General features: G+C 65.1%; 16 protein-coding genes. 1 reads left to right on the top strand and 15 read right to left on the bottom strand.

Annotated features, from left to right (window positions below; all coding sequences use genetic code 11):
• Positions 1–57 precede the first annotated feature (57 nt).
• The 3 genes from FHW92_RS07920 to FHW92_RS07930 are packed head-to-tail and all read right to left on the bottom strand — an operon-like array spanning position 58 to position 3449.
• Complete coding sequence (locus FHW92_RS07920) at positions 58–1125, bottom strand: tartrate dehydrogenase (RefSeq protein WP_168602690.1); 1068 nt, start codon at positions 1123–1125, stop codon at positions 58–60.
• A gap of 5 nt (positions 1126–1130) precedes the next feature.
• Entirely contained in the window at positions 1131–2591 is a 1461-nt protein-coding gene (locus FHW92_RS07925; RefSeq protein WP_168602691.1) for an NAD-dependent succinate-semialdehyde dehydrogenase, read from the bottom strand.
• Between the two features lie 3 nt (positions 2592–2594).
• Complete coding sequence (locus FHW92_RS07930) at positions 2595–3449, bottom strand: GNAT family N-acetyltransferase (RefSeq protein ID WP_168602692.1); 855 nt, start codon at positions 3447–3449, stop codon at positions 2595–2597.
• Between the two features lie 238 nt (positions 3450–3687).
• Between FHW92_RS07930 and FHW92_RS07935 the strand changes: the two genes are divergently transcribed.
• Complete coding sequence (locus FHW92_RS07935) at positions 3688–5157, top strand: aldehyde dehydrogenase family protein (RefSeq protein ID WP_168602693.1); 1470 nt, start codon at positions 3688–3690, stop codon at positions 5155–5157.
• 40 nt (positions 5158–5197) lie between these two features.
• On the opposite strand, the gene FHW92_RS07940 is transcribed toward FHW92_RS07935, so the two are convergent.
• The 12 genes from FHW92_RS07940 to FHW92_RS07995 all read right to left on the bottom strand — a co-directional run bounded on the left by FHW92_RS07940 (position 5198) and on the right by FHW92_RS07995 (position 19333).
• Positions 5198–6334 (bottom strand): FAD-binding oxidoreductase, encoded by a 1137-nt coding sequence (locus tag FHW92_RS07940; RefSeq protein WP_168602694.1) that lies wholly within the window; start codon positions 6332–6334, stop codon positions 5198–5200.
• The gene (locus tag FHW92_RS07945) at positions 6331–7701 is read right to left on the bottom strand and encodes an NAD(P)/FAD-dependent oxidoreductase (protein ID WP_168602695.1); all 1371 of its coding nucleotides are present in this window, start codon (positions 7699–7701) and stop codon (positions 6331–6333) included. The genes FHW92_RS07940 and FHW92_RS07945 overlap by 4 nt, the downstream gene beginning before the upstream one ends.
• Complete coding sequence (locus FHW92_RS07950; RefSeq protein ID WP_168602696.1) at positions 7683–8006, bottom strand: (2Fe-2S)-binding protein; 324 nt, start codon at positions 8004–8006, stop codon at positions 7683–7685. The genes FHW92_RS07945 and FHW92_RS07950 overlap by 19 nt, the downstream gene beginning before the upstream one ends.
• A complete protein-coding gene (locus FHW92_RS07955) occupies positions 8003–9775 on the bottom strand; it encodes an ABC transporter ATP-binding protein (RefSeq protein ID WP_168602697.1) in 1773 nt (590 codons plus the stop codon). The genes FHW92_RS07950 and FHW92_RS07955 overlap by 4 nt, the downstream gene beginning before the upstream one ends.
• Positions 9772–10593: an ABC transporter permease gene (locus FHW92_RS07960; RefSeq protein ID WP_168602698.1), complete on the bottom strand. Its 822-nt coding sequence runs from the start codon at positions 10591–10593 to the stop codon at positions 9772–9774. Before FHW92_RS07960 ends, FHW92_RS07955 begins: the two co-directional genes overlap by 4 nt.
• The gene (locus FHW92_RS07965) at positions 10590–11564 is read right to left on the bottom strand and encodes an ABC transporter permease (RefSeq protein WP_246869998.1); all 975 of its coding nucleotides are present in this window, start codon (positions 11562–11564) and stop codon (positions 10590–10592) included. The genes FHW92_RS07960 and FHW92_RS07965 overlap by 4 nt, the downstream gene beginning before the upstream one ends.
• Positions 11561–13081, bottom strand: a complete 1521-nt coding sequence (locus FHW92_RS07970) for an ABC transporter substrate-binding protein (protein WP_246869999.1) — start codon at positions 13079–13081, stop codon at positions 11561–11563. Before FHW92_RS07970 ends, FHW92_RS07965 begins: the two co-directional genes overlap by 4 nt.
• Positions 13078–14358 (bottom strand): FAD-binding oxidoreductase, encoded by a 1281-nt coding sequence (locus tag FHW92_RS07975; RefSeq protein ID WP_168602701.1) that lies wholly within the window; start codon positions 14356–14358, stop codon positions 13078–13080. The genes FHW92_RS07970 and FHW92_RS07975 overlap by 4 nt, the downstream gene beginning before the upstream one ends.
• A 5-nt stretch (positions 14359–14363) precedes the next feature.
• Entirely contained in the window at positions 14364–15032 is a 669-nt protein-coding gene (locus tag FHW92_RS07980; RefSeq protein ID WP_168602702.1) for a haloacid dehalogenase type II, read from the bottom strand.
• A 147-nt stretch (positions 15033–15179) separates the two neighbouring features.
• Entirely contained in the window at positions 15180–16133 is a 954-nt protein-coding gene (locus FHW92_RS07985) for a glyoxylate/hydroxypyruvate reductase A (RefSeq protein WP_168602703.1), read from the bottom strand.
• Positions 16130–17122 carry a PepSY-associated TM helix domain-containing protein gene (locus FHW92_RS07990; protein WP_168602704.1) on the bottom strand — a complete coding sequence of 331 codons (993 nt, stop codon included), beginning with the start codon at positions 17120–17122 and terminating at the stop codon, positions 16130–16132. The genes FHW92_RS07985 and FHW92_RS07990 overlap by 4 nt, the downstream gene beginning before the upstream one ends.
• 78 nt (positions 17123–17200) lie before the next feature.
• Positions 17201–19333 carry a TonB-dependent receptor gene (locus FHW92_RS07995; protein WP_168602705.1) on the bottom strand — a complete coding sequence of 711 codons (2133 nt, stop codon included), beginning with the start codon at positions 19331–19333 and terminating at the stop codon, positions 17201–17203.
• Positions 19334–19513: the final 180 nt, after the last annotated feature.

The raw sequence follows: 19513 nt of genomic DNA on the forward strand, positions 1-19513 counted from the left end.
GCGGTTCAGGCGTGTTGCGCCAAACAGGGGCAGGGGTGCGGCATTTTATGCCGTGGTTCAGCCGATGGCTTCGGAAATCGCCTTGCCGCATTCCACGGTATTGGCGCTGCCCTTCAGATCGCCGGTGCGGCCCGTGGGGGTGGACAGGACGTGTTCGATGGCGCGCATGATGCCCGCCGCCGCTTCTGCCTCGCCCAGATGCTCGAGCATCATCGCGGCCGACCAGATCTGGCCTACCGGATTGGCTAGCCCCAAGCCCGCGATATCGGGCGCCGAACCGTGGACGGGCTCGAACAGGCTGGGGTGCTCGCCGGTGGGGTTGATATTGCCGCTGGGCGCGATGCCGATCGTGCCGGTGCAGGCCGGGCCAAGGTCGGACAGGATATCGCCGAACAGATTGGAGGCGACCACCACGTCGAAACGCTGGGGGTTCATCACGAATTGCGCGGTCAGGATGTCGATGTGATACTTGTCATGGCTCACATCGGGATATTCCTCGCCAATGGCTTCCACGCGCTTGTCCCAGAAGGGCATGGTGATGGCGATGCCGTTCGATTTGGTGGCGCTGGTCAGGTGTTTGCGCTCGCGCTTCTGCGCCAGATCGAAGGCAAAGCGCAGCACGCGGTCAATGCCCTGGCGCGTCATCACGGTTTCCTGAATGACGATCTCACGCTCGGTCCCGGCAAACATATGGCCGCCGACGCTGGAATATTCGCCCTCCGTGTTTTCGCGGACCACCCAGAAGTCGATGTCGCCCGGTTCGCGGCCCGCCAGCGGACAGGGCACGCCCGGCATCAGACGCACCGGGCGCAGATTGACGAACTGATCATATTCGCGGCGGAATTGCAGCAGGCTCTGCCACAGCGAAATGTGATCAGGCACCGTTTCGGGCCAGCCCACCGCGCCAAAGAAGATCGCATCGGGGCGGCCGATCTGATCCTTCCAATCCTCGGGCATCATGCGGCCATGCCGGGCATAATAATCGCAATCGGCGAAATTATGCACCTGCAGATCCAGCCCGAAACCATAGGCGCCCGACGCCTTTTCCAGCGCGCGCAGGCCCTCGGGCATGACTTCCTTGCCAATGCCGTCCCCGGCGATGACGGCGATCTTGTAATTGCGCATGGGTCTTATGCCCCCAATTCCAGCCCGCCGATATGGAAGGCCTTGGTTTCCAGATATTCCTCGATGCCTTGCTGTCCGCCTTCGCGGCCAAGGCCCGATTGCTTGACGCCGCCAAAGGGCGCCATTTCCATCGCGATCCCGCCGGTGTTCAGCGCGATCATCCCGGCCTCAAGCGCCTCGGCCACGCGGAACGAGCGCGACAGGTCGCGGGTGTAGAAATAGGCGGCAAGGCCGTAGGGGGTGTCATTGGCCATCTCGATCGCCTGCCGCTCGCTGGTAAAGCGGAACAGCGGGGCGAGGGGGCCAAAGGTTTCTTCCGAGGCCAGACGCATTTCGGGATTGGCATCCCCGATGATGACGGGGCGGACAAAGCGGTCATCGCTGCGGCCCTTGCCTTCGCCGATGATTCTGCCGCCCTTGCCCAGCGCGTCTTCCAGATGGGCGCTGACCTTCTCGACGGCGGCGGCGTTGATCAGCGGGCCAACGGTGGAATCGGCCTCCATCCCCGGCGCGGCGTTCAATTGCGCAACCGCGGCGGCCAGCTTTTCGGCAAAGGCGTCATAGATTTCATCGGCCACCAGCATCCGGTTGGCGCAGACGCAGGTCTGCCCGGCATTGCGGAATTTGCTGGCCATCGCCGCCTTCACCGCCAGATCGAGATCGGCATCGGCAAAGACGATCAACGGCGCATTGCCGCCCAATTCCATGCTGGTCCGCTTCACGGTCTTTGCGCATTGTTCAAGCAGCAAGGAGCCCACGCGGGTCGATCCGGTGAAGGACAGCTTGCGCACCAGCGGGCTGCCGGTGATCGCCGCTCCGATGGCCGTGGGCAGGCCGGTCACGATATTGATGACGCCTTCGGGGAAGCCCGCCCGCAAGGCCAGTTCGCCCAGCGCCAGCGCGGTGAAGGGTGTCATTTCCGAAGGCTTGATCACCACCGGGCACCCGACGGCCAACGCGGGCGCGCATTTGCGCGTGATCATCGCGGCGGGGAAATTCCACGGCGTGATCGCCGCCGAAACGCCCACCGGCTCGGTCAGCACGATGACGCGCCGATCGCGTTCGGGCGAGACGACGTTGCGCGCGCCGGTGCGGCGGCCTTCTTCGGCAAACCATTTGATGAAGCTGGCGGCATAGCGGATCTCGCCCTGCGCCTCGGCCAGCGGCTTGCCCTGTTCGGCGGTCATGATCAGAGCCAGATCGTCCAGATTGGCCAGCACCAGAGCGTGCCATGCCTCCAGCAGCGCGCAGCGTTCGCCCGCCGTGCGCGCGCGCCATGCGGGCCATGCTGCATTGGCCGCCGCAATGGCGTCCTGTGTGTCATCGCCCGTGCAATCGGGCACCGCGCCCAGCACCGCACCATTGGCCGGGTCCTTCACCGCCAGCGCATCGCGCGAGGAGGCGCCAAGCCATTGTCCGCCGATCAGCGCGGCCTGCTTCAAAAGGGTGTTATCGGAAAGCTGCATGGTTTACCCCAGTGCTTGGGTGGTGAGAGCAAAGAGCGTGGCGTTGGGCGCCGTTTCGGGCAGAGGCCCCCGCGCCATCATGCGTACCGTATCGACGCGCGGCAGGCCAAGCCCTTCCAGCCATGGCGAAAGTCCGCTTTCCTCGGTCACATCTAGGCGGGTGAAATTGCCCGCATTCTGGGCCAGCCAGTGCAGGATCAGCGCCTTGGCGCCATCGGCATCGGGCGCCACCACAGGCGCCACCGACCATCCCCGGCCAAACCGGCGCAGCAGGGCAAAGCCGACGGGAATATCGTCATGGGTCAGCACCACCGTGCTGTCCTGCGCGGTCAGGGCGCGCATCATCGCATGACGGTCGGTGCCGGTGGCCTTGCTGTACAATTCGCCCGGCGTCTGTTCGGACGAGCCGAGCGGGCGGATGCGCTCCCCGCTGCGCAGCGCGGCCAGCGGGGCCAGCGGGATCGTGCCCTGATGTTGATGCAGCGTGCCGATATCGACAAAGCCCAGCTTTTCATAAAGCGGCGCGCCCTCGACCGTGGCCTGAAGCAGCACGGTGCGGTTGCCCAGATGGTCGAGCATCGCCTGCATCAGCTGGCGGCCATAGCCTTTGCCCTGATGCGCATCATCGACGATCACCATGCCCAGCGTCGCGGCATGATCGCCATAGGGAAAGCCGCAGATGGTGCCGATCACCTCTCCGTCCACCTCGGCCACGATGCCATGGCCCAGGCTTAGAAACAGCGCCCAGTCCTCTTCACGATGCGGCCAGGAGAGCGCGCGTGACATCTCGACCGCGCGCTCGACATCTTCATGCCGCATCGCCCGAAAACTCACGTCGCTGGTGACCAGCTCGCCCATCGCCGCACTCCTTTCCTTTGCCCCGCCAACCGTATTGGTGTGTCGGCGCATCCAAACGAGGGGGTGATGCGCCAGTCCTGATAATGGGTTAGCCCCGCGCGAATGGAATAGGCTGCCGCCTTATGCATAAGATCAGAAGATTATGGCGTTGAGCGCCCCGCTTTGCCCAGTCGATTCTGCCGCTGGGCAATAATCTTGCCCCCAGAACCCCCAAAGAATCACTGCGGAGCCATGCCCGATGACGATTGCCTTCAACCCCGATTCCATCCGGCCCGATCTGGCGGCTAATTTCATCGGTGGGCGCAAAATTCTGGGCGCTGGCGCGGTGTTCGATGTGTTGCGGCCTTCCGATGGGGGCCTGCTCTCGCCCTTGCACGCGGCCAGCATGGATCAGATGAGCCAAGCGGCAGAAGATGCCGCCGCCGCGCAGAAAAGCAGCGGCTGGGGCCGGATGGACCCGCGCGCCCGCGCCCGCATCCTGCACCGCTGGGCCGATGCGATTGACGCCGACCGCGCGGTTCTGGCCCCGCTGGAAGCGGTGGGCTCGACCCGCACGCTGGCCGAGATTCTGGCATGGGATCTGCCCTATACCGCCGAATGCATACGCTTTTTCGCCGAATTTGCCGATAAGCACGGCGGCGAGGTGGGCGCCACCGCCGATGACCGTTTTGGTTTCACCGCCAATGAACCCTATGGCGTGGTCGGCGCAATTGCGCCGTGGAACCTGCCGCTGGTGATGGCGGCGTGGAAATTGGGTCCGGCGCTGGCGGCGGGCAATGCGGTGGTGCTCAAGCCTTCCGAACTCACGCCCTTCTCGGTGGTGCGTCTGGCCGAATTGGCGGTGGCGGCAGGCGTGCCTGCGGGCATCTTCAACGTGGTGCAGGGCATGGGCCATGACATTGGCGATGGCCTTGTGCGCGCAGAGCAAGTTGGCAAGGTCAGCTTTACCGGATCGACCGCCACGGGCCGTGCGATCATGAGCGCCTGTGCGGCCACCGGGCCGAAACCCTGCACGCTCGAACTGGGCGGTAAGAGCCCGCAGATCATCTTTGCCGACGCGGATATGGACAAGGCCTGCGCGATTGTCGCCCGCGCGATCACCTTGAACGCCGGTCAGGTCTGCGTCGCCGGTTCGCGCCTGCTGGTCGAGGCCAGCGTGGCCGATGAGGTGACCGGGCGCATCGCCGCCCTGTTCCGCGCCCACCGTTTGGGCGAGACATGGGCCGATGGCACGACGATGGGGCCGATCGTTTCGGAAAAGCAATTGGCCGGGATCGACGCCATCGTGCAAACCGCCCATGCCGAGGGCGGCGAGGCGATCACCGGCGGGGCGCGGGTAGAACGGGCGGGGACTTTCTACGAACCCACCCTGATCGCGGGCCTTTCCGCCGACGCCACTGCGGTGCAGAGCGAGATCTTCGGCCCGGTGCTGACGGTGCAGAGCTTTGCCGATGATGAGGAAGCCTATGCGCTGGCCAATGGCACGCGCTATGGTCTGGCGGCGGGGGTTCATACCCAGAACCTGAGCCGCGCGATCCGCGCCACGCGGGCGCTTGAGGCAGGCACGGTCTGGGTCAACCGCTATGGCCGCTCGGATGATTTCATCCTGCCCACCGGCGGTTTCAAGCAATCGGGGCTGGGCAAGGATCTGGGGCGCGAGGCCTATCTGGCAAGCTGCAAGAGCAAAACGGTGCTGATCGGGCTGTAACGAAAAGGGGGGCAAAGGTTCGATACCTTTGCCCCCTTACTTATTTGGCAAACCGCGTCACCGCATAATGTTCGAGCGGAATATCGGTCGCGCCCGTGGCGATCAATTCAGCCATGGTTTCGCCCACGCCCGGCCCGATCTGAAACCCGCTGCCCGAAAAGCCGAAGGCGTGGAACAGGCCTGAAACCTTGGCGCTCGGCCCCATGATCGGCAGGGCGTCATCGGTATAGCCCTCGATCCCGCTCCACACGCGGATGACCTGCAGATTGGCCAGTGCCGGGGCCAGACGGCGCAGATGCTGAAACTGCGTCATGGTGTTTTGCGGCAAGACATAGGAGCGATAGTCGTCGGGATAGGATTGCGCCCGCGTCGATCCGCCCAGCACGATATTGCCGCGCGCCACCTGCCGGAAATAGACGGTTTCCACCTCATCGGGCGTCATCACGCCCACGGCGGGCGCGATGGCATAGGGCACCGGCTCGGTCACGCTCATCGTCGGCGCGCGCGGGGTGAGGGGGATTTCCTCGCCGAACCAGCCCGCGATCTTGCCCGCCCATGCGCCCGCCGTAATCAGCAGGATCGGCGCGGCAAACTGGCGACCATCCTCGGCAGTCAGGCGGAAATCTTCACCCACCTTCTCGGCATGGACAATCTTGGTGTCCTCGACGATGGACGCCCCCAGCCGCGCCGCCGCCCGCGCAAAGGCAGGCGCGGCAAGGCGCGGATTGGCATGGCCGTCGGTGGCCGAATAGGACCCGGCCAGCACGTCCGGCCCCAGCCACGGAAATTTCTCCCGCAAGGCATTGGCGGACATCAATTCGAGGTCCAGCCCTTCCTCACGCGCAAGGGCGGCATATTCCTCCATCTTGCCGATATTTTCCGGGCGGTTGCGGAAGCACACGCGGATATGGCCGCTTTGCAGATATTCCACATCCGCGCCCAGCAATTGCGGGGAATCGCGCCAGATGCGGATCGCCCGATTGGCCAGGGGAAGCTGAAAGATCGGGCGACCCTGACGGCGCACATTGCCGAAATTGGTGCCGCTGGCCTGCCGCCCCACCTTGTCGGTTTCCAGCAGCGTCACCGACATGCCACGCTGGCGCAGGAAAAGTGCCGCGCTGCATCCCATTAAACCGCCACCGATGATGGCGACATCGCTCTGGTGGATCTGGGTCATAGGTCGTTCCGCTTCAGACTCACGGGGATGGGTTTGATCGGGGCCTGCCCGCGCAGGCGGCCGGTCTTTTCCAGCGATACGCTGCGCGCCGCCGCGATGATTTCGGCGCTGGCATGACCACAATAGCGCCCTTGGCACCGGCCCATGCCGACGCGGCTGAAGGCCTTGGCGCGGTTGGCTTCCTGCGCATGAGCGGTGTTCACGCTGGCACGCAGGTTGGCGGCGGTCACGGCCTCACAGCGGCAGACGATGGCCTCATCGGGGATCGCGGCGACCAGTTCATGTGGCCATGGGAAAGCCTGCGCCAGCCCCTTGGCGAAGGTCGCGTAATTGGCCTTTTCGGCCAGCAACCAGCGGCGGCGATCCGCATCTACCGTCAGGCCCAGATCGGCCAACGCGGCCATCGCGGCCAGTTCGCCCGTCACCTCGGCGCTGCGCGCGCCCAGCACGCGGGCTCCATCGCCGCCAAGGTAGAGCGCATTGCCCGCCCGCCCATCGGCATCGGTCTGGGGCAGCCATTGGCGCGTGGCTGGATCAAAAGCGAAAGTGGCGCGGGCCAGATCGGCAATCTGCGCCTCGGGCTTCACATGCCAGCCCATGGCCACGGCATCGCCCGCGAAATGCTTGACCGCGCCCTTGTGGCGCACGGTCACGCCCGAAACGCCGCTCTGAGTATCGCCCTCGATTTCCACCGGCGTCACGCCCGTCAGCACCGGCACGCCCGCGCGCTTCAGATCGCCCAGCAGTTTCATCCCCTGCCACAAAAGACCGGGCATGGCGGCCAGTTTCGGCGCGGCCTTCACCCTCAGCCAGAAAGGCGAGGTGTCCAGCACGGCGGCCACCTCGGCCCCGGCCTTCACATATTGCGCGGCGGCCAGATAGAGCAGCGGGCCGGAGCCGAGGAAGATCACCCGATGCCCGATGGCGCAGCCCTGAGCCTTGAGCGCAATCTGCGCCCCGCCCAGCGAATAGCACCCCGCCGCCTGCCAGCCCTTGATCGGGGCCACACGGTCGCTGGCCCCGCTGCACACGATCAGAGCATCATAGGGTATCGCCTGCGTCTCGCCTTCATGCGCGGCCCAGACATGACCTTCGGCCACATTCCACACCAGCGTTTCGGGGCGATAGTCGATATGGGGCAGGAGGGCGGCGAAATCCTCATGGATCGCGCGGGCGCGGGCCGCCTCCGTGCCGTAAAGCGCTTCGTGGTCGCGCTGGAAATTTTCCGGCGGGCGGCGATAGATCTGGCCGCCGGCGCGGGCGGCCTCGTCGATGACGATGGGGCGCAATCCTGCGCGCACCACCGCCTGCGCCGCGCGCACCCCGGCAGGGCCTGCGCCGACGATGATTACGCGATGGTCGCCCATGTCGCCTCCGGCTGGTGAGTCGAAATTTCCATGCCGCCCTGCACCGGCGTTGAACAGGCGCGCAGACGCTCGCCCTGCGCGGTCCAGACCCAGCAGTCCTGACACGCCCCCATCAGGCAAAAGCCCGCGCGGCGGCCATCGGTCGGTTCAAGGTCTGAAAATTCGCTGCTGCGCAACGCATCGCCGTTGGTCAGCATCGCCACCATCAGCGTATCGCCCGCCAGCGCGGTGACGCTCACGCCGTCGACGGTGAGGCTCACCTGCGGCCGGTCGGTTTCGACAAGGCGGCGGAAACGGGCGCTCATGCTTGTTCCTTGATGCTGGGGGAATGGTGGCACAGCCAGCGCATGCCATCGCCTTCGCGCAACGGCGCAGGCACGGCATCGCACAGGCCCGGAACGGCCTCGGCGCAACGCGGCTGAAACGGGCAAAGGCCCTCGACGCGAAAACCGCGCAGGATCGGCGCGCGCGTGGTGTCGAGCCAGCGCGGGTCCATCGTGGGCAGGCTCGATTTGAGCAGGCTGGTATAGGGATGATGGCGCGACCCGTTGAAGGCCGCGCGCGTGGCCAGTTCGACCGGCGTGCCGCCATACAGCACCAGTACCTTTTCGCACAAAGCCGAAACCGCGTGGATATCATGGCTGATAAACACCGTGGCCAGCCCCAGATCGCGGCGCAGATCCTCGATCAGCGAGAGGATCGCCGCGCCAACGACCGTATCGAGCGCGGATGTCACTTCATCGCAGAGCAGCACCTTAGGCTCGGCCGCCAGCGCGCGGGCAAGGTTGACGCGCTGCTTCTGGCCGCCCGACAGCTTCGTCACGGGCCGGTCGATCACCTCGGCGGGCAGGCGCGTCAGGTCCAGCAATTCGGCCACCCGTCGATCCGCCGCCGCGCCGGTCAACCCGTGGTAATGCTGCAAGGGGCGGGCAAGTATGCGGCGCACGCTATGGGCCGGGTTGAGCGCAGTGTCGGCGTTCTGAAACACCAGTTGCACGGTGCGGAATTGATCGAGGCTGCGATCTTCCAGCCGTGGCGGCAGGGCGCTGCCGTTCAGCAGGACCTCGCCCTGTGCCGCAGGCAGCAGCCCGGCGATCACGCGGGCCAGCGTCGATTTGCCCGATCCGCTCTCGCCAATGATGCCCAGCGCGCCGCCCGCAGGCAGATCAAACGCCACATCGCGCAGCACCGGAATCTGCGGCATTCCATCGATAACGCGGCCATAGCCCGCCGTCAGCCCCCGCACCGAGAGCACCGGCGCGGCATCATCGCCCGCAGGCGCGGCAGGCACCGGATGGGGCGCATTGACCAGCACCTGCGTATAGGCATCGCGCGGCGCGGTCAGCACCTGCTCGGCCGGGCCTTCCTCCACCAGCCGCCCTTTCAAAAGCACGGCGATGCGGTCGGCCATCTGGGCCACCACGGCAAGGTCATGGCTGACATAGATCGCGGTGGCGCCCCGGCCATGGTTGCAATGGGCCAGCGCGGCCTTGAAGCACTTGAGAACCTCGACCTGCGTAGTCACGTCGAGCGCCGTGGTTGGCTCGTCCAGGATCACCAGTTCGGGATCGGTGATCAGCGCCATCGCCGCCATCAGACGCTGCAATTGCCCGCCCGACACCTGATGCGGATAGCGATCACCAATCGTCTCGGGCGAGGGCAGGGCCAGCGCGCGGAACAGGTCCACCGCCTTGGCCTCGGCCTCCTGGCGCGTCATGATGCGGTGGATGATGGCCGGTTCGATCACCTGCGCCATGATCCGGCGCGAAGGGTTGAAGGCCGCCGCCGCGCTTTGTGCGATATAGGCGATATGGCGGCCCCGGATCGCGGAGAGCTCTTCCTCGCTCTTGCCCTCGATCACCATGCCGCCCACGCGGATCGTGCCGCTCGCGATGCGTCCGCCATGGCGGCACCATCCCATCAGGGCCAGCGCGGTCGTGCTCTTGCCCGAACCGGATTCCCCAATCAGCGCCAGCACCTCTCCGCGCTGTACGGCAAAGGAAATGTCCGAAACAATCGGCACATCGCCCACCGCCACGGTCAGGCCGGAAACTTCGATATGGGGGGCGCTCATCGCTTGTCCTCGGGCTTGAGGGCGTCAATCAACAGGTTCGTCCCCACCGTCAGCACGGCAATCGCCAGTGCGGGCGCGAGGATCGCAGGCGCGCCCTCGGTAAGGCCCGAGATATTCTCGCGCACCAGCGAGCCAAGGTCGGCATAGGGCGGCTGTACCCCAAGGCCAAGGAACGACAGGCCCGAGAGCAGCAGCACCACGAACACGAAGCGCAGGCCCAGATCCGCCAGCAGCGGGTGGATCATATTGGGCAGCACCTCGTGGAGGGCGATGGCGAATTTGCGCTCGCCCCGCGCGCGGGCCGCCGCCACGAAATCCAGCGCGGCAAGGTTCATCGCCAGCGCGCGCGCAATGCGGAAATTGCCCGGCACATAGGTCAGCGCGCAGATCAGCAGCAGGAGCGGCAAGGACGAGCCGCAGGCCGCCACCAGCACCAGCGCAAGGATCTTGGACGGGATCGAGATCAGCGTGTCCATCGCGCGCGAGATGATCTCATCGACCATCCCGCCCGACAAAGTGGCCCAGAGCGCAAGGGTCGTGCCGCAGCAGGCCGCCAGCAATGCCGCGCCCAGACCCAGAAACACCGTATAGCGCGCGCCATAGAGCAGGCGCGAAAACACATCGCGGCCCAGATAATCGCTGCCCAGCCAGAAGCGCGCGGACAGGCCGGAAAACACGTCCTGATCCACAAAGGCGCCCACCGGATGCGGCGCCACCCAAGGCCCCGCCACCGCCAGCACCAGCCAGAAGCCGACGAAACCGGCGGCAATGCGCGTGGCCAGAGGGGCCCCGGCCAAAAGGGAGATCGAGCGTTTCATTGCGCACGCAGCCTTGGGTTGGCCAGCAGCGCGACCATATCGGCCACCAGCATCAAGAGGAGATAGGCCGAGCAGAAGATCATCGCGCAGGCCTGCAACAAGGGCATGTCGCGGCTGGTCACGGCATTGACCATCAGACTGGCCAGACCCGGAAAGTTGAAGATGGTTTCGACAATGATCGCCCCGCCCATCAGGTAGGAGAGCGAAAGCGCCATCGCATTGACAATCGGCCCCAGACAATTGGGCAGCACATGGCCCAACACCACGCGCGAGAGCGAAGCGCCCTTCAAACGCGCCATTTCGACATAGGGCCGGTCAAGCTGATCCGCGATGGCGGCGCGGGTCATGCGGGCCATCTGCGCCACCACCACCACCGTCAGCGACAGGATCGGCAGCGCACAGGAGCGCAAAGTGTCGCTCCAGCTCGCCTCGGCCGAAACCATCGCGATCGAGGGCAGCCACATGAGCTTGACCGAAAAGATCAGCACGCCCACCGTCGCCACCAGAAATTCGGGCAGCGCCACCATCGAGAGCGAGGCCAGATTGATCGCCCGGTCGATCCATGTGCCGCGCCGGATCGCCGCCGTAATGCCCATGATCAGCGCCAGAGGCACCGCCAGCACCGCCGTCATCCCCGCCAGCATCAGCGTGTTGGGCAGGCGTTCGGCAATGATCGCGCCCACCGGCATGCCGGCCACCAGCGATTGCCCCGCATCGCCCTGAACCATGCCCGAGAGCCAGCGCGCGTAACGCACCGGGGCGGGTTGGTCCAAGCCCATTTCGTGGCGCAGCGCGGCAACCTGTTCGGGCGTGGCGGACTGGCCAAGGGCCTCCTGCGCCGCATCGCCCGGCAACAGGCCCGCAATGGCAAAGATCACCATCGAGACCAGCAGCAGCGTCAACGCTGCCGAACCCACCCGCCGGGCCACCATCGGCCACAGGCTGGCCTTTCCGGTTTTTGCCCCGCTCATGCCGCCCACCATACGTGTTCGGCAAATTGATAGCCCATCAATCCTCCCATCGGCAGCGGGTTCAGCCCCTGCAACCGCCGGTCATGGCCGTCGATCAGGCTGATGAAGACCGGGATGATCGAGCCGCACTGGTCATGCACGATCTGTTGCATCTCGCCATACATGGCCTTGCGGTCTGCCTCGTTTGTCTCACCCCGCGCGGCCAGCAGGAGCTGGTCAAAGCGCGGGTTTTTCCATCCCGTCTCGTTCCATGCGGCGTCGGATTTGTAGAAAAGCGAGAAGACCAGATCGGCGGTCGGGCGCGGATTGGTGCTGCCAAAGGAAAGCGGATGGCGCATCCAGTGCGTGGACCAGTATCCGTCCGAGGGCACCCGCGTAATGGCCAGATCGAGGCCCGCGCGCGCGCCATATTCCTGAAGCACCGAGGCCATATCGACCGAGCCTTCGACCGCCGGGCCGCAAAAGATCGGCAGGCGCACGTTCTGCAACCCGCCGCGCCGCACATGCCATTTCGCCCGGTCAAGATCGAGCGCGGTCTGGGGAATGGCGGGGTTGTAATAGGGGTGAAAGGGCGGGATCGGCTGATCATTGCCGATGGTGGCATAGCCGCGAAACAGCGCGCGTTTCACCAGCGGGCGGTCCACCAGATGTTTGAGCGCGGCGATGAAATCGGGATTGCCGCTGGGCAGGCGATCCATCCGCGCGATCAGGTTGGAATAGAGCGCCGATGGCGTGGTGGCGATGGCATGGGCCGGGGATGCCTCGACGCGGCGGGTGGAATGCGGGGCCACCGCGTTCACCAACTGCACATCGCCCGCCAACAGCGCGTTGATACGGCTGACCTCATCGGGAATGGCGATCAGTTCAATGCGGTCGAGATAGGGCTTGCCCGGCACCCAATAGTCGGGATTGCGGACCACCACGGTGCGGATGCCCGGCTTGAATTCGGCCAGGCGGAATGCGCCCGTGCCATTGCCGTCGGGTCGATCCACCCCGTGGCGCACGATCAGGAAATGCGACTGCGCCAGAAGGGCGGGCAAATCGGCATTCGGCCCGGTCAGGCGGATGACCACGCCATAGCGGCCATCGGCGCGCACCTCGGCAAATTGCTCGGCAAGGCTGGCCATCTTGCTGCCCAGCTTGGGGTCTTTGTGGCGCAGCAGCGAGAAGACAACATCCGCGCTGGTCAATTCGCCGCCATGATGGAAATGCACGCCCCGGCGCAGCGCGACATGCCATGTGGTCCGGTCGGCGCTCTCGATCCGTTCGGCCAGCGAAGGATGCGCGAGCAGATCATGCCCGATCCGCGCCAGGCCCGAATAGAGCATGTAGTGGCGCACATAATCGGTGGAGAGCGCGCCCTTGGCCGGGTCGAGCGTGTCGGCGGTGGAGACCGATTGCGTGGCCACGCGGATCGAACCGCCGCGTTTGGGCAAGGCGGCGCCCATCGCGGGCAGGCCCGTCAGGCCAGCGCTTAATCCGCCCAGCAACATGGCGCGGCGTGAAAAGTCCATCATTGGAAATAGTCCAGCACGCGGTAATAGGCGCCCACAAAGGGCAGGAACCATGGCTTGCCCAGATGGCCGGGAATGGCGGGCCAGGCGAGATCGGCAAAGGGATTGGCATCGGCATCGCCGCCCATCACCTTGGCCATCTGTCCGCCCATATGGGTGGCCATCTGTACGCCATGGCCCGAATAGCCCATGGCGTAATACAGGCCCTCATGCTCACCCGCGCGGGGCAGGCGGTCCTGCGTCAGGTCGATCGCGCCGCCCCAGCGATGGTCGATTTGCGTGCCCGCCAAATCGGGGAACAGGCGCGTCATGGCCTTTTCCAGAATATCCGCGCCCTTCAGATCCGAGGCCGGGTTCGACAGGGCAAAACGCGCCCTCCCGCCAAACACCAACCGGTTGTCGGCGGTCAGGCGGAAGTAATTGCCGATGATCCGGCTGGTGACGTAATTGCGGCGGCCCGGAAACAGGTGATCGACCAAGGCGGCGTCGATGGGCGCGGTGGCGATGGCAAAGCTGCCCACGGTGACGATGCGGCGGCGAAACCAGCCGAAGGGCGCCTGCGGGCTGGCCCCGCCGGTGGCGACCAGCACCTGCGATGCCGAGACAGCGCCGCGCGAGGTTTCCACGCGATAGGCCGCGCCCTCACGTTTGATCCCGGTAACGGGCGCCTGTTCCCAGATATGCGCGCCCGCGCGGGCGGCGGCATGGGCAAGGCCCACCCCGAACCGGCCCACATGCAATTGCGCGCTGGTATGCTGGATCAGTGCGCCATAGAACCCATCGGCGCGGATTTCCTGAGCCAGACCATCGGGGTCCACCAGCGAGACATTGGGGTCCACCTCGGAGGAGAGCAGCTTGTAGGCCGCTTCGATCTTGGTGAAATGCTCCGGCTTTGCGGCCAGTTTGGCGCGGCCTGCGCGGCGGAAGTCGCAATCGATGCCTTCCTCGCGGGCGAGGCGTTCAACCGTGTCCACCGCGTCGCAATGGGCCAGATACCAGCGCCGCGCCTTGTCCACGCCATGGGCCGAGGCAAGAGCCCCGAAATCATGCGCGGTGCCCGAATTGCATTGGCCGCCATTGCGCCCCGATGCCGCCCCGATCACCGCGCCTGCCTCCAGCAGGGCCACCCGCGCTCCGCTCCGCGCCAGCGCCAGCGCCGCCGAAAGGCCGGTAAACCCGCCCCCGATCACGGCCACATCATAGCGGCCTTCGACGCCGCCCGCCTGCCCGCCGGTAAAGGCGGGGGCGGTGGCTTGCCAGAGGGAGGGGACAGGCTCCATCGCGATCAGAGGCCGACCAGCGCGGGCAGGCAGCCGATGTGCGGGATCTCGACATCGCGGTAATTCGCGTTCGAAGGCTCATGCCCGCGCCCGACGAAAACGCGCGTGCCAAAGCCAAGGTCGGTCGCGGTGTTCTGGTCATAGCGGAAGGAGGAGGAGACATGCATGCCCACCTCAGGCCCCCAGCCGAGCTGGTCGAACATATATTCGAAGGCCTGCATGCGCGGCTTGTAGGCCTGTGCGCTTTCGGCGGTATAGACGGCGTAGAAGGGCGCGCCCAGCTTGGCCACATTGTCGTGGATCTGGCTGTTCATCGCGTTGGACAGGATCACCAGCGGGATCTTGGTGCCGATTTTCGACAGGCCGCCGGGCACATCCGGATGCGGGCCCCAAGTGGGCACGGCCTGATAGATCGCCTCGCCGTAAGCCTCGTCATAGGCAACGCCCCATTTCTTGGCGGTGCGGGAAAGGGCATTGCCGATGATGTCGCGATAGGGCTTCCACGCGCCCAGCACTTCGTCAAAGCGATAGGCCGAAAAGTCCCTGATGAACGCAGGCATCTTTTCTTCGCCGATCACATCGCCGTAGAACTGCTGGGCCATCTCGCCCATGTGAAACTTGATCAGCGTGCCATAGCAGTCGAAGCTGATGAACTTGGGAGTGAAAATGGTCATGGGTCCATCCTGAAAAGGGTGCGCGACCGGCACCGAACACCCTCATAATAGGCCACCGCCGCGCCGGAAGAAGAAGCCGATTGCCATCGGCGCAAGGGGGCGCATACGGTTTTTTAAGCGGGCCTTTCGGCACACTATGCCGCGCCCTCAATAACCCCTGCTGCGGTCGATGTCGCCCGCCACGCTCTGGCCCGCCATCACGCCTTTGAGCGCGTCGATCAGCGCGTAAACCGCTGTGTCGATGCGGGTGACGCCCGCGATATGGGGGGTCAGGAAAACCGCAGGATGGCTGCGCAATGCGTGGGTTTCGGGCAGGGGCTCGGGGGTCGAGACATCAAGGAAGGCGGCACTTATCGCTCCTTCGTCCAGCGCGGACAGCAGATCCTCCTGCACCAGATGCCCGCCGCGCGCGACATTGATGAGAGCGGCACCGCGCGGCATTTTGGCAAAGGTTTCACGGCACAGAATGCCGCGCGTTTCCGGCGTCAGCGGCAGCAGGCAGACAAGGATATCCAGCCCGCCCAGAAAGTCCTCCATGCCCGCATCGCCCGCGAATGTTTCCACGCCTTCGATTTCGCGCCCGCTGCGGCTCCAGCCCGAGAGGCGAAAGCCGATGGGGGCCAGCATACGGATCGCGGCCTGACCCAGTTCGCCCAATCCCATAATGCCCACGCGGCGCTCGCGCGCCATCTTGACCGGCATATAGGGAAAGGTCCCCGCGCGCTGCCCCGCGACCAGCGCGGGCAGATCGCGGTGCAGCGCCAGCACCGCCATGGTCACATATTCGGCCATGGTGGTGGTAATGCCCGGCTCGATCATGCGGATCACGCGGACATGGGGCGGCAGGATCGAAAGGTCGAGCTGGTCCACCCCGGCGCCGATGGAAAACAGCACCTCCAGATTGGGCAGGGCGGCGATGACTTCCTCGGACAGAGTCCAGGCGATGAGATAGCGCACGTCCTGCGCATCGCCAATGTCGGGCCAGCAGCGGAAGGGCACCTCGGGCAGATCGCGGGCGAAGATTTCGGCCCATGCCGCGCCGCGCTTGGGGTCGCCGCAATGTACGATGGTGGCGGAACCGCCACGGGGTACTATTGTCATTTGCTTTTTCCTTTGCGGGCGCGGTTCCATGCGATCACGCCGCTGATGGTTAGAAAGAGGAGCGCGCCGCCGACCAGCGCGATGAAGATTTGCCCGAAAATGCCCAGCGCATCGCCCGTATGCAAGGGCAACAGCCGCATCCACAACTCAGGCTCATCGGTGCCGCGGGTGATGCGCGGGCGACCATCCGGTTCGATCGTGACAGTGTCGAGATACCAGTGATTGCCCGCCCGCGCCGCGAAATGGAATGTCGCATGGCCCGAGGGGGCCAAACGGATGTCGCTCAAGGATTGGCCCGGTGGCGCCGCGCGGGCATAGGCGACGTCCAGCATCGGCGCGGGATCGGTGCGCGCGGGATCGCCAAGAAAGGGCCCGGCAGCGGGCGGTACGATCAACGGCCAGACCAGCAGCAGCCCCGTCACCGCCATCATCGCCAGCAGCGCCGAGGCGACCACTCCGGTCGAGCGATGCCACAGGCGCAATTTCAAACGCTTGGGCGCGCGGGTCGGGATCGACAGGCCCTGACCCAGCCGCCCCTTGCCGGGCCACCAGAAGATGATCCCGCTGATCGCCAGCGCCAGCAGGGCGATGGCTTCGAGCGCCACCAGCGTCGAGCCGATAACACCGGAAAACAGGCTGTTGTGCCATTCCTGCGCGATACGCCATGGGTCATGCCAGAGCGAGCCGCTGTCCAGCACATGGCCGGTCGCCGGGTCGATGGCCACGAAAACGCGCTCGCCCGCAACGTTGGTCATCCGCGCCACCACCGGGGCATCGGGCGAATAATCAAGGCGGAAGGCACGAAACCCCGGCGCGGCCCGCATCGCGCCGGCCACCAGCGCCGATGGGGGCAAGGCAGGACCGGATGTGATGGCAAGCGCGGGTGGGGGGATCAGCAGGACCAGGCCCGTCACCGCCTGCAACAGAAACAGAGGCGCCAATGCCAGCGCGATGCGGCGGTGCCAGACCAACAGGCTTTTGCGGTTCATCGGCGGCTTTCCGGCAAGAAGGCACAAAAAAGCCACCGCCTGCGTGGGAGGGCAGGCGGTGGCCAGTCAGGATGGAAATCAGAACGCGTAGCTGATGCGCCCCATGATCGTGCGCGGCGCACCCGGCGCCACCCACAGCGTCGAGTAGGACGAGGCGTACCACGTCACATCGAACAGATTCGTGACATCCACGCCCACCCGGATCCGCTTGGTCGGCTCATAGGTCAGTAGCGCGCGGGTCAGCGTGTAGCCGGGCAGGTAGAAGGTCGTGGCCGTTTCGCCCAGACGCGAGGAGACGTAATTGACGCCTGCGCCCACCGTGACCTTGCCCTTTTCGCCAAGATCAAAGCCCTTGGTCACCAACAGGTTGGCCGTATGGGCCGGGATGTTGATGAGCTTGGCCCCTGGATTGATGGCAAGGCCGAAGTTGAAGTCCTTCGACGTGCTGGTCCAATGCGCATCGGTATAGGCATAGGTGCCGTGGATATCGATCTGACCGGGCAGGTGAGCATCCACCCCGGCCTCGACGCCGGTGCTGCGCGCGCTGCCGCCCGCGATGGAGAAGCCCTGATGCGCAGGGTCCGGGTCCTGCGTCAGCACATTGGCCTTGGTCATGGTGAACACCGCCAGCGAGGCCGAGATCACCTTGCTGGTATAGCGTGCGCCCACTTCATAGGACTTGCTGGTTTCCGGGGCAAAAGGCTGGCCGGCAAAGTCCTGACCGCTGTTGGGACGGAAGCCGTTGCCCCATGCTGCGTAAAGCCCCATGCGCGGGTTCACGTCATAAAGCAGGCCGACGGTCGGGCTGAAGCGTTCCTTGACCGTGTTGACCGTGGGGTTGAAGCTGCCCACGCGGGCGCCGATCAACTGGTTGAAATGGTCAAAGCGGCCGCCGAAACGGATCTTGACCTTTTCGCCGATGTCCATCTGGTCCTGAAAGTAGATGCCCCAGCTCTTCTGCTTTTCCAGCGAGTTGAGCACGGTGGCATTGGGCGTGGGCATCAGGCCATAGACCGGTGCAAAGACGTTGATGGCATTGCTGGCCGCGGTCACCGGGCTGCCTGCGGTATAGGCGACTGGGCGATAGCGGGTCTGCCAGGTGTTGATGTCGAATTCATCCACATCCGCGCCCAGCATGACATGGTGCAGGATGGGACCGGTGGCGATGCGGCCGGAAATTTCGGCGCGGCCGGTGATGTTGCGCGTGCGGAAATCGCGATAGCGGCGCTGGCGGGCCAGCATGGTGCCGGTGCTGAAAATGGGCTGGCGCCCCGTGGCCAGTTCGGCGTCCTCGGAAAAGCCGATCATGCTGGTTTCGCGCAGGCCGAAGCCCGCGATCACCACCCAGTCGCCGCCCAGCTTCTGCTGTAACTGCGCCTGATGACCCAGAACGTTGACGCGGGTCGGGCCATCGCCGGGTTCGCCAAGGAAGGTATTGCGCGACACCGCGCCCAGCTTGCCATTGATCGCCACGATGCCGCGATCAAACGGCGTGCGCAGGCTGACATATTCCAGCTCATAGGACAGCGAGGTCTTGTCGGTGGGCTGCCACAGGATCGAGGGATTGACGACTTCCTTGCTGGATTTCACCGTGTTGCGGAACGATCCGGTATCCTCGATCGCACCATTGGCGCGGATGGCCAGCTTGTCGCTGATGGCGATGTTGAGGTCGCCTTCGCCGCGATAGGTGTCGAAGGAACCGGCCTGCGCCCCGATGCGGCCAAAGGTTTTGCCGATCTTGGCCTTCTTGGTGATGATGTTGATCGTGCCGCCCGGCTCGCCCCGGCCAAAGACCGCGCCGTTGGGCCCCTTGAGCACTTCGATGGTTTCCACGTTGGACGCGTCGCGCGCGCCGCCATAGCCGCGCCCGCCGTTAAAGCCGTTGACCAGCACGCCGGTGGGGAAGTTCTCATCGCCCGCAAAGCCGCGAATGGCGAAACTGTCCCACAGGCCGCCGAAATTGTTCTGGCGCACGATGCCGCTGGCAATGTCGGTGATGGAATCCATCTTGGTCAGGTTGACCACGTCCATCAGCTTGGCGTCGATCAACTGGATCGTTTGCGGCAGTTCCTTGACCGGAACATCGCCGCGATAGGCCTGGCGTTGGCCGGTGACGACGATGGAGCTGGCTTCATCGGCGGCAAATACGGGTGTCGAGAGCAGCGCGGCTGTTGCCAGCAGCACGGGTTTGATAGCGGATCGGTCGATCATTCTGGATATCCCCCTGATGGATGCTTGTTCTCAACCTGCGTGGGCGTCGGACCGATCCTGCCGCGTTGTGTTTTCCGTCCTTTTCGCGGCGGCCGGTCTCTTTTGTGACAATTGTGAGGCTATGTCGTTTATGAGGAATCTTTGATCGAAGCGGGGCGATCTGACGGTTGATCATGTCGA

The organism is Novosphingobium sp. SG707 (genome assembly GCF_012275515.1).
Classification (GTDB): Bacteria; Pseudomonadota; Alphaproteobacteria; order Sphingomonadales; family Sphingomonadaceae; genus Novosphingobium.

Excerpts from the sequence above, each read along its gene's own strand:
- FHW92_RS07920 (WP_168602690.1), bottom strand. The coding sequence starts at position 1,125 with ATGCGCAATTACAAGATCGCCGTCATCGCCGGGGACGGCATTGGCAAG.
- FHW92_RS07925 (WP_168602691.1), bottom strand. The coding sequence starts at position 2,591 with ATGCAGCTTTCCGATAACACCCTTTTGAAGCAGGCCGCGCTGATCGGC.
- FHW92_RS07930 (WP_168602692.1), bottom strand. The coding sequence starts at position 3,449 with ATGGGCGAGCTGGTCACCAGCGACGTGAGTTTTCGGGCGATGCGGCAT.
- FHW92_RS07935 (WP_168602693.1), top strand. The coding sequence starts at position 3,688 with ATGACGATTGCCTTCAACCCCGATTCCATCCGGCCCGATCTGGCGGCT.
- FHW92_RS07940 (WP_168602694.1), bottom strand. The coding sequence starts at position 6,334 with ATGACCCAGATCCACCAGAGCGATGTCGCCATCATCGGTGGCGGTTTA.
- FHW92_RS07945 (WP_168602695.1), bottom strand. The coding sequence starts at position 7,701 with ATGGGCGACCATCGCGTAATCATCGTCGGCGCAGGCCCTGCCGGGGTG.
- FHW92_RS07950 (WP_168602696.1), bottom strand. The coding sequence starts at position 8,006 with ATGAGCGCCCGTTTCCGCCGCCTTGTCGAAACCGACCGGCCGCAGGTG.
- FHW92_RS07955 (WP_168602697.1), bottom strand. The coding sequence starts at position 9,775 with ATGAGCGCCCCCCATATCGAAGTTTCCGGCCTGACCGTGGCGGTGGGC.
- FHW92_RS07960 (WP_168602698.1), bottom strand. The coding sequence starts at position 10,593 with ATGAAACGCTCGATCTCCCTTTTGGCCGGGGCCCCTCTGGCCACGCGC.
- FHW92_RS07965 (WP_246869998.1), bottom strand. The coding sequence starts at position 11,564 with ATGAGCGGGGCAAAAACCGGAAAGGCCAGCCTGTGGCCGATGGTGGCC.
- FHW92_RS07970 (WP_246869999.1), bottom strand. The coding sequence starts at position 13,081 with ATGATGGACTTTTCACGCCGCGCCATGTTGCTGGGCGGATTAAGCGCT.
- FHW92_RS07975 (WP_168602701.1), bottom strand. The coding sequence starts at position 14,358 with ATGGAGCCTGTCCCCTCCCTCTGGCAAGCCACCGCCCCCGCCTTTACC.
- FHW92_RS07980 (WP_168602702.1), bottom strand. The coding sequence starts at position 15,032 with ATGACCATTTTCACTCCCAAGTTCATCAGCTTCGACTGCTATGGCACG.
- FHW92_RS07985 (WP_168602703.1), bottom strand. The coding sequence starts at position 16,133 with ATGACAATAGTACCCCGTGGCGGTTCCGCCACCATCGTACATTGCGGC.
- FHW92_RS07990 (WP_168602704.1), bottom strand. The coding sequence starts at position 17,122 with ATGAACCGCAAAAGCCTGTTGGTCTGGCACCGCCGCATCGCGCTGGCA.
- FHW92_RS07995 (WP_168602705.1), bottom strand. The coding sequence starts at position 19,333 with ATGATCGACCGATCCGCTATCAAACCCGTGCTGCTGGCAACAGCCGCG.